Here is a 15,101-nt window from a genome sequence, read left to right as displayed (position 1 = left end):
CTGCGGTTACGCAAATTGTGCACGACGACGTCGCCCGATAAAGGGATCTTCGCGCCACCAACCATTTAGATGCGTACCAAAAATAGTCATGATTAAATACCCGTTACGTGTGAACTTGTGTACTAGTTAACTGGTTCGGGCGAAAAATGTCAATACCCTTTTTCAGCCAGGGGCAAAATCGTTATCATGCCTGCCGGTTTATGCAGTTGCTGGAGTTATTTTGTCGGACATCGCTCGTTTTCCCCTTTACGATTTACACAGCCATACGCTGGCTTCTGACGGCTTATTGACGCCGACCGCGCTGGTGCAGCGCGCGGTTGAGATGAAAGTCGGTGTGCTGGCGATTACCGATCACGACACGGTGGCGGGCGTGGCAGAAGCGCAGGCGGCAGTGATGCAACAGGATCTACCGATCCGCGTGCTAGCCGGTTTAGAAGCATCAACCTTATGGGAAAATCACGAAATCCACATTGTGGGGCTGAATGTCGATTGCCAGCATCCCGCGCTGACTGAATTCCTTGCGCTTCAGTATCAGACACGCCTTGATCGTGCGCAGCAGATTGCCGAACGCCTCGAGCGCGCTCGCATTCCTGATGCGCTAGCCGGTGCGCAGCGACTGGCGCAGGGCGGCTTGATCACGCGTGGCCACTTTGCGCGTTATCTGGTGGAGATTGGCAAAGCCGACAATATGGCGCAGGTATTCAAGAATTATCTGGCGCGCGGGAAAACCGGCTACGTGCCGCCGCAATGGTGTACAATTAAACAAGCCATTGATGCTATTCATCATTCTGGCGGCTATGCCGTTTTGGCGCATCCCGGTCGTTATGGTTTGTCGGCTAAATGGTTAAAGCGGCTGATTGCGCATTTTGCCGACGTGGGCGGCGATGCCATGGAAGTCGCGCAGTGCCAGCAAGCGCCCAACGAGCGCACGCAGCTGGCAACCTATGCGCGTGACCATCAGTTAGCCGGGTCGCAGGGATCAGATTTCCACCAACCTTGTCCGTGGATAGAACTGGGACGCAAGTTATGGCTACCGGGCGGCGTGGAGCCGGTTTGGGAACGCTTCCCCGCATTGGCGCCCAGCAGTGCTGTTACAGACAGGTGATATGAGGTTTTTATGAGTCAATATTTTCACATTCATCCCGACAATCCGCAGCCGCGCCTGGTAAATCAGGCCGTTGATTATCTCAATAAAGGCAGCGTGATTGTTTATCCAACCGACTCTGGCTATGCGCTGGGGTGTCGTCTGGAAGAGAAAAATGCCATGGAACGCATTTGTCGCATTCGCCAGTTGGATGGCAATCACAACTTTACGCTGATGTGCCGCGATCTGTCGGAGCTGTCGACTTACGCGCAGGTGGATAACTCCGCGTTTCGCCTCCTGAAAAACAACACGCCGGGCAACTACACCTTCATTTTGAAGGCGACGAAAGAAGTGCCGCGTCGTCTGATGAATGACAAACGTAAAACCATCGGGCTACGCGTGCCGTCCAACCCGGTGGCGCTGGCGCTATTGGAGCGCCTTAACGAGCCGATGATGTCGACTTCGCTGATGCTGCCCGGCAATGATTTCACCGAGTCCGATCCGGAAGAGATTCAGTACAGCATTGGCAAGCTGGTGGATCTGATCATCGATGGCGGCACGCTGGGACAGCAGCCGACCACGGTGATCGATCTCACCAGCGATGCGCCGGTGGTGGTGCGCGAAGGTGTCGGTGACACGCGCCCGTTCCAGTAATCATGCATGGTCAGGCGTGGCTTTCTGCGTCTGACCAATATTGGATTCCAGCCAGGTTTTGAAATCCCCGTACGGAATATACAGCGAGACATCTTTTAAGATGACTTTCTTGCTGCGAACGTTAGATATTTCATGGCTGTAACCGACAATCACCCCGCCAATAGTTTGGTCGGCATTATATACCGCGCCACCCGACATCCCTTGCACCACGCCAGCATTTGATGCCATTGCAATGCAGGGCTTTTTATTCCATTTATTGGTAATGGCGGTACGCGCTAAATTAACGCCGCTCGATTCCACCGGCATAGCGGAAATAAAGCTGTAACCGTACATTTTAATCGGTTCGCCAACAGCACCGTTGCGGAATTTCGCCAGCGTTTCTGGACTGTTTTTATGATAAATAATCGCGACGTCGCAATAAGGATGATAGGCCTTGACACGCTGCACGGCCGTTTTTGCCACGTGCGCCGCCGTCAGGCTGTATTCTGGCGTCAAAGGAATGGTTGTACCGAGAATGCCCAAACCTAGCACGGTCGGGATGCCTGTCACGCTCATATCAACGTGTTGCATCGCAGTACGACTGTACTCAGTGTGGCCCACGGAACAACCGCTCAGAGCCAGCGCAGCGAGCGCAGGCCAAAGCAGAGAGGTTTTCATGGCTGTGATCTTCTTTAAAGCATGTCCGTAAAATCCCTGGTGAAGACTTTCGACATGCAAATTAAATTCATTCCGTAAATGAATAAACGCGTCTAATCCCGCGCGCGCCGGTTTGTAATATCAGTGAAATTACACAGTGGTTCGTTAATGATTTGTAAGTTGAACGAATATAAATAGTAAATGAAAGCTATGTTATTATGACGACGCACTGGATTTCAGGCTTAAATTTTACACAGTTTTTTCTGCAGAACAATTCATCAAATTTAATATTAATCAAATAATACAAAAATACAGACTTAATCCAACCTGTAGTGCCAATAAACTATCAGTTTGCATTTATTACGGTAATGGACCTTATTTAATGCTGTTAAATAGTTTTTTATGCTGTTTTATTGTTTTTACTTAGATTTAAAGTTTGTGATTATCCTTAAGCGTGGCGAGCAATAGCGGTTAAGCAGTCTTGCAAAGCGCTAATGTATCAGTTGTCTTAAGTTGATAATAGGCTCAGGCGGGAAAGGTTAGGGGCAAGTGATAATAATTCAGTCACTTGGCGTGGTTGCTGCGGATGCAAATAAGATCGATCTATCAGCCAGCTGAATGTTTGTTGTCAAAATCTTAATGTGCCCGTTTTTACCGGGCCCTCTGTTATCGGCAGCAAAGGAAAAGGTGTTAACAAAACTTGCGTTAGTGTAAAATCGCGGGCCGTCTGAGATTGCAGAAGCAATGCAGAGCGGTAACAGATTCTGATATGGGAATTGGTAATCCCTGTATCGTACCTCTTCTTACCACGACGCCTGGGAAGGCGACAACGAGGCTCCATGAGCGAAAAATTACAGAAAGTATTAGCGCGCGCCGGTCACGGTTCGCGTCGCGAAATCGAAACCATGATTTCAGCCGGACGCGTCAGCGTTGACGGCAAACTGGCGACGCTTGGCGATCGCATCGAAAGTGATAAATCCCTGAAAATTCGTATCGATGGCCATCTGGTTTCCATCGCTGAGTCGGCGACCGAAGTGTGCCGCGTACTGGCGTACTACAAGCCGGAAGGTGAACTCTGCACGCGTAACGATCCGGAAGGGCGTCCAACCGTGTTTGATCGTCTGCCGCGTCTGCGTGGTTCACGCTGGATTGCCGTCGGTCGTCTGGATGTGAATACCTGCGGTTTGATGCTGTTCACCACCGATGGTGAACTGGCTAACCGTTTGATGCACCCAAGCCGTGAAGTCGAGCGTGAATACGCGGTTCGCGTGTTTGGCGAAGTGGATGACGATAAAATCCGTCAGCTGAGCAAAGGCGTGCAGTTGGAAGATGGCCCGGCATCGTTCAAAACCATTAAGTTTGCCGGTGGCGAAGGGATTAACCAATGGTACAACGTGACGCTGACCGAAGGACGTAACCGCGAAGTGCGGCGTCTGTGGGAAGCGGTTGGCGTGCAGGTTAGCCGTCTGATGCGTGTGCGTTACGGTGATATCCAGTTGCCGAAAGGCTTGCCACGCGGCGGCTGGATCGAGATGGAGTTACCGGCAGTCAACTATCTGCGTACGTTAGTCAGTATGCCGGAAGAGACGGTAACGAAAGTGGCCGTCGAAAAGGATCGTCGTCGCACCAAGGCTAACCAAATCCGTCGTGCGGTAAAACGTCACGGTGTGGTGAGCAACAATCCGCGTCGTAATAACACCAAACGCGGTTCCTGATGCCACGCCTGACGCCGCGCTCTGCGGCGTCAGCGTGTTACCAATCTATTCCTTGCTGTGCCTGAATTCCCGCATCGAACGCATGTTTCACCGGACGCATTTCCGTCACGGTATCTGCCAAATCCAGTAACGTACGATGGCAGCCGCGACCGGTAATGATCACGCTTTGCTGTGCAGGGCGCTGTTGCAGCATATCGACCAGCTCAGCTAAATCCAGATAATCCATGCTCACCATGTACGTGATTTCATCCAGGATCACCAGATCGACGCTGCTATCGGCCAACATGCGACGCGCCTGCTGCCACACCAACTGACATGCTGCGGTATCGGTCTCGCGGTTCTGCGTATCCCAGGTAAAACCGGTGGACATCACCTGAAATTCGACGCCGTGCTGTTCCAGCAAGTTGCGTTCACCGTTGGGCCATTCGCCTTTAATGAACTGTACCGCCGCCACTTTTTTACCGTGTCCGCAGGCGCGCAACGCGGTGCCGAAAGCGGCGGTGGTTTTCCCTTTGCCGTTACCAGTGAACACCATCAAAATGCCACGCGTCTCGGTGGCGGCGGCGATACGGGCATCAACCTGCTCTTTCAGTCGCTGCTGGCGTTGCTGATGGCGATCGCTCATGCGGTTGCTGGCCCCGCTTTACGTCCCGGCTGCGCATCGAAGCTGGTACCGGTTTTACGACGACTGTCATCGCCCATTAAATAGAGGTAGAGCGGCATCAAATCCGCGGGGGTTTTGAGTAAATTGGCATCCTCATCCGGGAAGGCGCTGGCGCGCATTTTGGTGCGCGTACCGCCAGGATTGATGCAGTTCACCCGCAAGTGACGGTTTTTATACTCGTCGGCCAGCACCTGCATCATGCCTTCAGTGGCAAATTTCGAAACCGCATACGCGCCCCATCCTGCACGGCCGGTGCGGCCTACGCTGGAAGTGGTAAACACCAGCGATCCGGCATCTGATTTCAGCAGCAGCGGCAGTAATGCCTGGGTTAAATAGAAGGTGGCATCGAGGTTAATCTGCATCACGTCCCGCCAGATCTGCGGATCGAGTTCTTCCAGCGGTACGATCTCGCCCAGAATACCGGCATTGTGCAGCACGCCATCCAGACGCGGTACCAGCGCAGCGACCTGCTCGGCCAATTGCTGGCAGCTTTCTGGCGTGGCTTCAGCCAGATCCAGTAATAAAGAAGCGGCTGGCTGCTTGTTTAACTGGTTGATGGCCTGCTCCGTTTTCTGCAGCGTGTTGGCATTGCGCCCCAACAAGATGACGCGCGCGCCATAGCGCGCATAGGTCAGGGCTGCTTCACGGCCAATGCCGTCGGAAGCGCCGGTGACGAGAATGATGCGATTTTCCAGTAGATCGCTTTTCGGTTGATAATGCACAGCGATGTCCTTTGCTAGGGTCAGAAGGTTTTTGGCTTTATGCCTGAATTTGCCGCGCGGTGCAACGCTTGAGCCTCGCATTCTGTGCCGCCTGCGGGCATTTCAGGCGACGACAGCGCGTAAAGCGGGTAAACTTGCAGCTGTTGTAATTTACTGTTTAATAAGGCGGCAGAATGGATTTTTTCTCCAGTTACGGATTATTTCTGGCTAAGGCTGTCACCGTGGTGGTGGCGATCGCAGCTATTGTTCTGATTGTGCTTAATGCCGCGCTGCGTAAACGTCACAGCAGCGGTCAGCTGCGTTTGACGCATCTCGATGATGATTATCGTGAGATGAAGGAAGACCTGCAGCTCGCCAAAATGAAGCCACAGGCGCAAAAAGTGTGGCTCAAGCAGCATAAGAAAGAAGAGAAGCAAAAGGCGAAAGCCGATAAACGCAATGCCAAAGCGGGCGTGAGCGAGACGCTGAAGCCCACGCTGTATGTGCTGGAGTTCAAGGGCAGCATGGACGCGAGTGAAGTCACCTCATTGCGAGAGGAGATCTCCGCGGTGCTGGCAGTTGCGGTACCGGGCGATGAAGTGCTGCTGCGCCTCGAAAGTCCCGGCGGCGTGGTTCACGGCTATGGTTTGGCGGCTTCGCAGCTGCAACGCCTGCGCGATGCCGGCCTGCAATTAACGGCTGTGGTGGATAAAGTCGCTGCCAGCGGCGGTTACATGATGGCTTGCGTGGCGGATCGCATCGTGGCCGCACCGTTTTCTATTATTGGTTCGATTGGCGTGGTCGCGCAGATCCCTAACTTCAACCGCCTGTTAAAGCGCAACGATATTGACGTCGAGCTGCATACCGCCGGTCAGTACAAACGGACTTTGACGCTGTTTGGTGAAAACACCGAAGAAGGGCGCGAGAAATTCCAGGAAGACCTCAATGAAACGCATCAGCTGTTTAAAGATTTTGTACAGCAGATGCGTCCGTCGCTTGATTTGAACAAAGTGGCGACCGGCGAGCATTGGTATGGTCGTCAGGCGCTGGATTTGGGTTTGATTGATGAAATCGGCACCAGCGATGCGTTGATTATCAAGCATATGGATCGCTTCACCGTGCTGGGCGTGCACTACGCACGTAAGCGTAAAATGATGGATCGCTTTACTAACAGCGCCAGTCTGGCGGCAGAGCGGTTGATTCTGAAAATATGGCAGCGCGGCGAGAAGCCGCTGTTGTAACTGAGCCCGGCAATTGCCGGGCTTTTTTATGCCAGATGATATTGAGAGGAGAGTTCGACCGCGAGGTGTTTAAATACGTTAAATACCGTGGTGGTTTTGGCGGTGGGCAAGCCTTCATCATCGAGAAAATAGGGACCGCGAAACACCAAAACATCACCTTGCTGAATCACATCATTGGCTTCTAATCCGACAAAATAATCGTCGTGCTGCGTGATTATCTGATTGGCTATTTCCAGTAACGCCTGGCGTGAAATAGATTCCGTTGGCACTGACATTTTTCACCTCTTTTTTGACAGCCATTTTTCTCCTTCTATATTACTTGCGAGCTATCGCGTTCAGCAAATCAGCATTGCGTCATAAAACTGGCGCAAAATTAGGCAGAATGCTAATTAAGTTGCGTAACGGATTTTATCAGGTAGAGTGTGGGCGATTCAGCTTTCAGGGAGATCACACCCGGATGTGTGGTTCTGTCAGATGGAAAACTCGCTCCTAATCATAAAGTTGCAGAAGTCGACGCAATCTGACCTGAGATTATCCCTGCTGCCTTGAAATGCGAAATGCTGGCAGCAATATTGAACCCATTGGGTTTTGGGACCTCCAATTCTCTCCCGTTTATCAGGACGTTTCATTTAGGTAAAGGTACATATGGGTAAATCACTCGTAATCGTTGAGTCCCCGGCAAAGGCCAAAACAATCAATAAATACCTCGGTAATGACTACGTGGTGAAATCCAGTGTCGGTCATATCCGTGATTTGCCGACCAGCGGTTCAACTGCCCGTAAAAGTGCCGACGGGGAAAAAGCGAAACCTGGAAAAAAGGTTAAAAAGGATGAGAAAGCCGCACTCGTAAACCGCATGGGTGTGGATCCCTGGCATGGTTGGGAAGCGGATTATCAAATTCTGCCGGGCAAAGAAAAAGTTGTCGCTGAGCTGAAAAACCTGGCTGCCGATGCAGACCACATCTATCTCGCAACCGACCTTGACCGCGAAGGGGAAGCCATTGCCTGGCACCTGCGGGAAGTGATCGGTGGGGACGATAAGCGCTTTAGCCGCGTAGTATTTAACGAAATTACCAAGAATGCGATTCGTCAGGCGTTTGACAAGCCTGGCGAGCTTAATATTGAACGTGTCAACGCACAGCAAGCGCGCCGCTTTATGGATCGCGTGGTGGGTTACATGGTGTCGCCCCTGCTGTGGAAGAAAATTGCCCGCGGCCTGTCAGCCGGCCGCGTTCAGTCGGTTGCGGTGCGTCTGGTCGTTGAGCGCGAGCACGAAATCAAAGCCTTCGTGCCAGAAGAGTATTGGGAAATCGATGCTGATTTCGCCACGCCGAAAGGCGCCGATCTGGCCATGCAGGTGACGCATCAGAATGACAAAGCGTTCCGTCCGGTCAATCGTGAGCAAACTCACGCGGCGGTAGCGATTTTGCAGAAAGCGCGTTACGAAGTGCTGGATCGTGAAGACAAGCCGACCAGCAGCAAGCCTTCTGCACCTTTTATTACCTCAACGCTGCAACAGGCGGCGAGTACGCGTTTGGGCTTCGGCGTGAAGAAGACCATGATGATGGCGCAGCGTTTGTATGAAGCGGGCCACATCACCTATATGCGTACCGACTCCACCAACCTGAGCCAGGATGCCGTGGCGATGGCGCGCGGTTATGTTGAGAGCAGTTTCGGTAAAAAGTATCTGCCAGAAGCGCCGAATACCTATGCCAGCAAAGAGAACTCACAGGAAGCGCACGAAGCCATTCGTCCTTCTGATGTGAATATCGTGGCTGAGCAGCTGAAAGATATGGAAGCTGATGCGCAGAAACTTTATCAGCTGATTTGGCGCCAGTTTGTTGCCTGCCAGATGGTTCCGGCTCAGTACGACTCCACCACGCTGACCGTGGGCGCGGCTGAATTTAAATTGAAAGCCAAAGGCCGCACGCTGCGTTTCGATGGCTGGACGCGCGTGATGCCTGCGCTGCGTAAAAATGATGAAGATCTGACGCTGCCGCCGGTAGATGTTGGCGACATGCTGGATCTTAAAGAGCTGATGCCAAGCCAGCACTTCACCAAACCGCCGGCGCGCTTCAGTGAAGCATCGCTGGTGCGTGAGCTGGAAAAACGTGGCATTGGTCGTCCATCAACGTATGCCTCGATTATCTCCACCATTCAGGATCGTGGTTACGTGCGTGTTGAGAACCGCCGTTTCTACGCTGAAAAAATGGGTGAAATTGTTACCGACCGTCTGGAGTCTAATTTCCGCGAGCTAATGAACTATGACTTCACCGCGCGCATGGAAAATAGCCTCGATCAGGTGGCGAATAATGAAGCCGAATGGAAAGCGGTACTCGACTCCTTCTTCAGTGATTTCAGCCAACAGTTAGATGATGCTGAGAAAGATCCGGAAGAGGGCGGCATGCAGCCCAACCAGATGGTGTTGACGTCAATTGATTGTCCAACCTGTAGCCGCCCGATGGGGATTCGCACCGCCAGTACCGGCGTGTTCCTGGGTTGCTCGGGTTATGCTTTGCCGCCGAAAGAGCGCTGCAAGCAGACCATCAACTTGATCCCGGAAAATGAAGTGCTCAACGTGCTGGAAGGCGATGATGCTGAAACCAATGCGCTGCGCGCTCGTCGTCGTTGCCAAAAGTGTGGCACCGCGATGGACAGCTATCTGATCGATAACCAGCGCAAGTTACACGTCTGCGGTAATAATCCAGAGTGCGACGGCTACGAGATTGAGCAGGGCGAATTCCGCATCAAGGGCTACGACGGTCCGATTGTTGAGTGCGAGAAGTGTGGTTCTGAAATGCATCTGAAAATGGGTCGTTTCGGTAAGTATATGGCGTGTACCAACGACGAGTGCAAAAACACCCGTAAGATTCTGCGTAACGGTGACGTCGCGCCGCCAAAAGAAGATCCGGTGCCGCTGCCAGAATTGCAGTGTGAAAAGTCGGATGCTTACTTTGTGTTGCGTGATGGTGCAGCGGGCGTGTTCCTTGCTGCGAATACCTTCCCGAAATCACGTGAAACGCGCGCACCGCTGGTGGAAGAGCTGCAACGCTTTGCCGACCGCCTGCCAGAAAAGCTGAAATATCTGTCAGAAGCGCCAGCCGCCGATCCGGAAGGGAATAAGACGATGGTACGTTTCAGTCGCAAGACCAAACAGCAATACGTCTCTTCCGAAAAGGATGGCAAAGCCACTGGCTGGTCAATGTTCTATGTTGACGGCAAATGGCAGGAAGCGAAAAAGTAATTCCCCGCAAGGCCAGCATTCGCTGGCCTTTCTCTTATCCTTATAGCTAATCGTTCTACATTCTTCCTTTAACTGATATAGTAGTTATAGAACTCTTTTCGTTTCGCTGACTCGCTTTCCCTCCCTCACCGCAATTAAAGCGGAAACACGCCTGCCGGGAATGCACCTCTGTCGCTACCAGGAAGATATAACTATGAAATTGCAGCAGTTGCGTTACATCGTCGAAGTGGTTAATCACAATCTTAATGTCTCATCGACCGCCGAAGGCTTATATACCTCGCAGCCAGGCATCAGTAAGCAAGTCCGTATGTTAGAAGATGAGCTGGGCGTGCAGATATTTGCGCGCAGTGGTAAGCATCTGACGCAAGTAACGCCTGCAGGTGAAGAGATTATCCGGATTGCGCGCGAAGTGCTGTCCAAAGTTGACGCGATTAAATCTGTTGCTGGTGAACACACCTGGCCAGATAAAGGCTCGCTGTATGTAGCAACTACCCATACGCAGGCACGTTATGCGCTGCCAGGCGTGATTAAAGGCTTTATTGAGCGCTATCCTCGCGTTTCATTGCATATGCATCAGGGATCGCCGACGCAAATAGCTGAGGCGGTTTCAAAGGGCAATGCAGACTTTGCCATTGCCACAGAAGCCCTGCATCTGTATGACGATTTGATTATGCTGCCGTGCTATCACTGGAACCGCGCCATTGTGGTAACGCCAGATCATCCGTTGGCGGGTAAATCAAATGTGACGATTGAAGAGCTGGCGGATTTCCCGTTAGTGACTTACACATTTGGCTTTACAGGCCGTTCAGAGTTGGACACCGCGTTTAATCGCGCCGGATTAACGCCACGCATCGTCTTCACTGCGACGGATGCTGACGTCATTAAGACGTACGTGCGTTTAGGCCTGGGCGTTGGCGTAATTGCCAGTATGGCGGTTGATCCGGTTGCAGACCCCGATTTGGTGCGTATTGAAGCTTCAGAAATCTTTACGAATAGTACGACCAAAATTGGCTTTAGACGTAGCACCTTCCTCCGCAGCTATATGTATGATTTTATTCAACGTTTCGCGCCACACCTGACGCGTGATGTGGTGGATGCGGCGGTCGCATTGCGCTCCAATGAAGACATCGAAGCTATGTTCCGCGACATCAAGTTACCCTTCAAGTAAATTCCTAACTCATTCTTTTGCCAAGGTGTCCAGTGGGCACCTTCGGAATCCCCTAGCGCTTAGCGCCACGAGTACTTCAAAAAAAATCATTATTTTTTTGTAAATGAAACATGGGTCACATGTTTTTTCATTGTTATCTATTAAATGCGAATCAGTACACAATTTTTACGATGCTGCTTTGCAGCTCGCCAGGAATATTCCCATACTCTAGTTAAGAGTTGATGAAGAAGGGCTTTTTAACTGGCATGGTAAATTAAAATCAAATTTAGATTGGATCTAATTTGCTGTTAACCCAAATTTACAATGTAACGATTTAATTAATAGTTGTGTTGGTAATTAAATTTATCTCATCAATTTTTGGCGTTTTGATAAATAGCGTTAATCGTTGTGCTCAATAAAAATAACTGGATTTTCGGTCTTAACAAGTTTAGGATTCGTCCTAAATCTTAATCGTTGTCATCAATCGTTTTATTGAGAGTGATTATCAAAAACTATGAATACGAGAATAACTGTACAGCCGGGCTTCCGGACTAAAAGCACCAAAGTTGAGCGTACTGGTAATACCCGTCGCAAAGCTTGGATGACTGTCTTCGCTGCTTCAGCACTGTTCTGGGTAGTGGTGGCGTTAATGATTTGGCGTATGTGGGGTTAAGCCATGTGGGCAAATACACTCAGTCGTAAGCATCCGGTTTCTGCACGTCAGCCGCAAACGCCTGCGTGCAAAGTTAAAGACGTTGTATCCACTGAACCTCAGGTCACCATTCCGACTTCGTGGGAACTCAGCGAGAATCAGCGCAACTTTATTGAATCCTTCATGGATATGAAGTCGAAATAACGCAGCATGCGTTCCGTACTATATTTAGTCGTTTAGTCCCTCTTTTTGCCGGATTATCCGGTGGGCAAGTTAAAAGCCCGTCCTTTAACACTCAGCATTAAAAAAACGGTGTCATCAGTACAACGCTGAAGACGGTGGACTTTTTTTGCCCGGAATCCGGGAGGGAGTGAATTATGAGCATCAATACAACAACATTATCCTGGGTGAGCGTTTATACCTTTTCCCTGGCTTTTTGGGCCGCCGCCTTCTGGGCGATGATTTAAGCCCTAACTCAAATTACACTGAATTTTATAAATGCCCTGACAAACGTCGGGGCATTTTTCATTGTGTTTTAATGTGTCTATTCGTGTTGTTATCAAAACGTTAACGGCAATGTAGTCTATCTTTAAGTTAAACCTTGCAGTCACTGAGGTTTAAAAAAGATTCACTTACATGGAGGCGCTATGTCGTTAACGTTACGCGAGCAGAGTCAGGACACGCTGGATGTTCGGGCAAAAAAATATCATTACTACAGCTTGCCCAAAGCAGCTCAGCAACTGGGCAATATCGATCGCTTGCCCAAGTCGATGAAAGTCCTGCTGGAAAACCTTTTACGCTGGCAGGATGGTGATTCTGTCACGCTTGAAGATATTGAAGCGCTGGTCGCCTGGCAAAAAGATGCTCACGCCGATCGTGAGATTGCCTATCGTCCCGCGCGTGTATTAATGCAAGATTTTACCGGCGTACCGGCGGTGGTAGATTTGGCTGCCATGCGCGAAGCGGTGAAACGCCTTGGCGGCGACGTCGCCAAAGTCAATCCCTTATCCCCGGTAGATTTGGTTATCGATCACTCTGTCACCGTGGACCATTTCGGTGATGACAAAGCCTTTGATGAAAATGTGCACCTGGAAATGGAGCGCAACCACGAGCGCTACGTTTTCCTGCGTTGGGGGCAAAAAGCCTTTAATCGATTCCGCGTAGTACCCCCGGGCACCGGGATTTGTCATCAGGTCAATCTGGAATACCTCGGTAAATCTGTCTGGCATGAGACGCTGAATGGGCAAGAGATCGCCTATCCCGATACGCTGGTGGGCACCGATTCGCATACCACCATGATCAATGCGCTCGGCGTATTGGGTTGGGGCGTTGGCGGGATTGAGGCTGAAGCGGCGATGCTTGGCCAGCCGGTCTCAATGCTGATTCCTGACGTAGTCGGTTTCAAACTCACTGGTAAATTGCGCCCGGGCATCACCGCAACGGATCTGGTGTTAACCGTTACGCAAATGCTGCGCAAACATGGTGTTGTGGGTAAATTCGTAGAATTTTACGGCGACGGCTTAGCCGATCTGCCGCTTGCCGATCGCGCCACCATCGCCAACATGGCGCCTGAGTATGGTGCGACCTGCGGCTTTTTCCCTGTCGATGATGTCACCCTGAGTTATATGACGCTCACCGGCCGCGATGCGGAGCAGGTTGAACTGGTTGAGGCTTATGCTAAGCAACAAGGTATGTGGCGTAACGCGGGTGATGAGCCGGTGTTCACCAGCTCTCTAGCGCTGGATATGGGCGACGTCGAGTCCAGCCTGGCCGGTCCAAAACGTCCGCAGGATCGCGTATCACTCGGTGATGTTCCTACTGCCTTTGATGCCAGCAACGAACTGGAAGTGAATCAGGCGCAAAAACCGCATAAAACCGTGAGCTACCGCGATAGCGAAACTGGAGAAAGCTATCAGCTGGATGACGGTGCGGTCGTGATCTCGGCGATTACCTCTTGTACTAATACCTCAAACCCTAGCGTGCTGATGGCTGCCGGTTTACTGGCGAAGAAAGCCGTTGAACGCGGTCTGATGCGCAAGCCCTGGGTTAAGGCCTCACTGGCACCCGGTTCCAAAGTGGTTTCCGACTACCTTGCTGTGGCCCAGCTTACGCCATATCTGGACGAGTTAGGATTCAATCTGGTCGGTTACGGTTGTACTACTTGTATCGGTAATTCCGGCCCGTTACCGGACGCGATAGAAAGCGCGATTAAAGAGGGTGACCTCACGGTTGCCGCGGTGCTTTCGGGTAACCGCAACTTCGAAGGCCGAATTCATCCGTTAATTAAAACCAACTGGCTGGCTTCGCCGCCGCTGGTGGTCGCTTATGCCTTAGCGGGTAATATGAAACTCAATCTGCAATCCGATCCGCTCGGCCAGGATCGCCAGGGCAACGATGTTTTCCTCAAGGATATCTGGCCTTCGCCGGAAGAGATTGCGGAAGCGGTGCAAAAAGTCACCAGCGATATGTTCCACAAAGAGTATGCCGAGGTGTTTAACGGCACGCCTGAGTGGCAGCAGATCAAAGTCAGCGAAGCGGCAACCTACGATTGGGATGGCGATTCCACCTACATTCGTTTATCGCCATTCTTTGACGACATGGAGAAAACGCCTAAGCCGGTGCAGGATATCAAAGGCGCGCGCATTCTGGCGATGCTGGGTGACTCCGTCACCACCGACCACATTTCTCCTGCGGGAAGCATCAAAGCCGAAAGTCCAGCCGGACGCTATTTGCTGTCGCATGGCGTTGAGCGCACCGATTTCAACTCTTACGGTTCGCGTCGTGGTAACCACGAAGTGATGATGCGCGGCACCTTCGCCAATATCCGTATTCGTAACGAAATGGTGCCGGGAGTTGAGGGCGGTTATACCAAACACTTCCCGACTAACGAGCAGCTTGCGATTTACGATGCGGCGATGAAGTATCAGCAGGAAGGTGTGCCGTTAGCGGTGATTGCTGGTAAAGAGTACGGTTCCGGCTCAAGTCGTGACTGGGCAGCAAAAGGGCCGCGCTTACAGGGCGTGCGCGTGGTTATCTCCGAATCCTTCGAGCGAATTCACCGCTCTAACCTGATTGGTATGGGGATTCTGCCGCTCGAGTTTCCGGCTGGCGTGACGCGTAAAACGCTGCAGCTTACGGGTGAAGAGTTTATAGATGTGGCAAACCTGTCGCAGCTTAAGCCGGGTGGCACGGTAACCGTAATTCTGACGCGCGCGGATGGCAGCAAAGAGACGCTAGAGACGCGCTGCCGTATCGATACGGGTAACGAGCTAACCTATTATCAGAACGACGGCATTTTGCATTACGTGATCCGCAACATGCTGAACTAAAAGAAAAAGCCGGGATTTCCCGGCTTTTTTTATCT

13 protein-coding genes and 1 other annotated feature (1 of these 14 cut by a window edge) are annotated in these 15,101 nt (G+C 51.5%); of the genes, 9 read left to right on the top strand and 4 right to left on the bottom strand.

The window, feature by feature from the left end:
* Positions 1–66, bottom strand: a sequence feature (Trp leader region) (it extends 43 nt beyond the left edge of the window).
* Positions 67–220: 154 nt separating this feature from the next.
* A complete protein-coding gene (locus PO881_RS10350) occupies positions 221–1,105 on the top strand; it encodes a PHP domain-containing protein (RefSeq protein ID WP_280171741.1) in 885 nt (294 codons plus the stop codon).
* Positions 1,106–1,117: 12 nt separating this feature from the next.
* The gene (locus tag PO881_RS10345; protein ID WP_110866253.1) at positions 1,118–1,738 is read left to right on the top strand and encodes an L-threonylcarbamoyladenylate synthase; all 621 of its coding nucleotides are present in this window, start codon (positions 1,118–1,120) and stop codon (positions 1,736–1,738) included.
* On the opposite strand, the gene PO881_RS10340 is transcribed toward PO881_RS10345, so the two are convergent.
* Positions 1,739–2,395 carry a serine protease gene (locus tag PO881_RS10340; protein ID WP_280172891.1) on the bottom strand — a complete coding sequence of 219 codons (657 nt, stop codon included), beginning with the start codon at positions 2,393–2,395 and terminating at the stop codon, positions 1,739–1,741.
* Between the two features lie 818 nt (positions 2,396–3,213).
* Here PO881_RS10340 and rluB point away from each other — a divergent pair.
* Positions 3,214–4,089 (top strand): 23S rRNA pseudouridine(2605) synthase RluB, encoded by an 876-nt coding sequence (gene rluB / locus PO881_RS10335; RefSeq protein WP_101764266.1) that lies wholly within the window; start codon positions 3,214–3,216, stop codon positions 4,087–4,089.
* A gap of 37 nt (positions 4,090–4,126) precedes the next feature.
* Here rluB and cobO read toward each other — a convergent pair whose 3' ends face one another.
* Together cobO and PO881_RS10325 are read right to left on the bottom strand one after the other, a co-directional pair.
* On the bottom strand, positions 4,127–4,714 hold the full coding sequence (cobO, locus tag PO881_RS10330; RefSeq protein ID WP_277973657.1) for a cob(I)yrinic acid a,c-diamide adenosyltransferase: 588 nt from the start codon (positions 4,712–4,714) through the stop codon (positions 4,127–4,129).
* Positions 4,711–5,475, bottom strand: a complete 765-nt coding sequence (locus PO881_RS10325; RefSeq protein WP_277973656.1) for a YciK family oxidoreductase — start codon at positions 5,473–5,475, stop codon at positions 4,711–4,713. The genes cobO and PO881_RS10325 overlap by 4 nt, the downstream gene beginning before the upstream one ends.
* A gap of 173 nt (positions 5,476–5,648) precedes the next feature.
* On the opposite strand from PO881_RS10325, the gene sohB reads away from it, so the two are divergent.
* Positions 5,649–6,695, top strand: coding sequence for a protease SohB (sohB, locus tag PO881_RS10320; RefSeq protein WP_110866249.1), 1,047 nt, complete (start codon positions 5,649–5,651; stop codon positions 6,693–6,695).
* A gap of 26 nt (positions 6,696–6,721) precedes the next feature.
* Here the strand turns inward: sohB and PO881_RS10315 are convergent, their stop codons facing one another.
* Positions 6,722–6,970 (bottom strand): DUF2498 family protein, encoded by a 249-nt coding sequence (locus PO881_RS10315; protein ID WP_176969985.1) that lies wholly within the window; start codon positions 6,968–6,970, stop codon positions 6,722–6,724.
* A gap of 370 nt (positions 6,971–7,340) precedes the next feature.
* Between PO881_RS10315 and topA the strand changes: the two genes are divergently transcribed.
* The 5 genes from topA (at position 7,341) to acnA (ending at position 15,066) form a co-directional block, all read left to right on the top strand.
* Positions 7,341–9,938 carry a type I DNA topoisomerase gene (gene topA, locus PO881_RS10310; RefSeq protein WP_101764270.1) on the top strand — a complete coding sequence of 866 codons (2,598 nt, stop codon included), beginning with the start codon at positions 7,341–7,343 and terminating at the stop codon, positions 9,936–9,938.
* A 193-nt stretch (positions 9,939–10,131) separates the two neighbouring features.
* The gene (gene cysB / locus PO881_RS10305; RefSeq protein ID WP_064738814.1) at positions 10,132–11,106 is read left to right on the top strand and encodes an HTH-type transcriptional regulator CysB; all 975 of its coding nucleotides are present in this window, start codon (positions 10,132–10,134) and stop codon (positions 11,104–11,106) included.
* Between the two features lie 493 nt (positions 11,107–11,599).
* Positions 11,600–11,758 carry a YmiA family putative membrane protein gene (locus PO881_RS10300; protein WP_071531660.1) on the top strand — a complete coding sequence of 53 codons (159 nt, stop codon included), beginning with the start codon at positions 11,600–11,602 and terminating at the stop codon, positions 11,756–11,758.
* 3 nt (positions 11,759–11,761) lie between these two features.
* Entirely contained in the window at positions 11,762–11,941 is a 180-nt protein-coding gene (locus PO881_RS10295; RefSeq protein ID WP_064738813.1) for a hypothetical protein, read from the top strand.
* Between the two features lie 443 nt (positions 11,942–12,384).
* A complete protein-coding gene (acnA, locus tag PO881_RS10290; protein ID WP_110866248.1) occupies positions 12,385–15,066 on the top strand; it encodes an aconitate hydratase AcnA in 2,682 nt (893 codons plus the stop codon).
* The last annotated feature ends 35 nt before the right edge of the window (positions 15,067–15,101 follow it).

It is taken from the genome of Pantoea sp. SS70 (assembly GCF_029866845.1).
Classification (GTDB): domain Bacteria; phylum Pseudomonadota; class Gammaproteobacteria; order Enterobacterales; family Enterobacteriaceae; genus Pantoea; species Pantoea leporis.
The sequence above is the reverse complement of the archived record's forward strand: the minus strand, read 5'-3'. Positions and strand labels throughout refer to the sequence as shown.

Bases quoted from the DNA above. Each gene is read 5' to 3' on its own strand.
- topA (WP_101764270.1), top strand. From the start codon at position 7,341: ATGGGTAAATCACTCGTAATCGTTGAGTCCCCGGCAAAGGCCAAAACA.
- PO881_RS10300 (WP_071531660.1), top strand. From the start codon at position 11,600: ATGAATACGAGAATAACTGTACAGCCGGGCTTCCGGACTAAAAGCACC.
- acnA (WP_110866248.1), top strand. From the start codon at position 12,385: ATGTCGTTAACGTTACGCGAGCAGAGTCAGGACACGCTGGATGTTCGG.
- PO881_RS10295 (WP_064738813.1), top strand. From the start codon at position 11,762: ATGTGGGCAAATACACTCAGTCGTAAGCATCCGGTTTCTGCACGTCAG.
- PO881_RS10315 (WP_176969985.1), bottom strand. From the start codon at position 6,970: ATGTCAGTGCCAACGGAATCTATTTCACGCCAGGCGTTACTGGAAATA.
- cysB (WP_064738814.1), top strand. From the start codon at position 10,132: ATGAAATTGCAGCAGTTGCGTTACATCGTCGAAGTGGTTAATCACAAT.
- sohB (WP_110866249.1), top strand. From the start codon at position 5,649: ATGGATTTTTTCTCCAGTTACGGATTATTTCTGGCTAAGGCTGTCACC.
- cobO (WP_277973657.1), bottom strand. From the start codon at position 4,714: ATGAGCGATCGCCATCAGCAACGCCAGCAGCGACTGAAAGAGCAGGTT.
- rluB (WP_101764266.1), top strand. From the start codon at position 3,214: ATGAGCGAAAAATTACAGAAAGTATTAGCGCGCGCCGGTCACGGTTCG.
- PO881_RS10340 (WP_280172891.1), bottom strand. From the start codon at position 2,395: ATGAAAACCTCTCTGCTTTGGCCTGCGCTCGCTGCGCTGGCTCTGAGC.
- PO881_RS10345 (WP_110866253.1), top strand. From the start codon at position 1,118: ATGAGTCAATATTTTCACATTCATCCCGACAATCCGCAGCCGCGCCTG.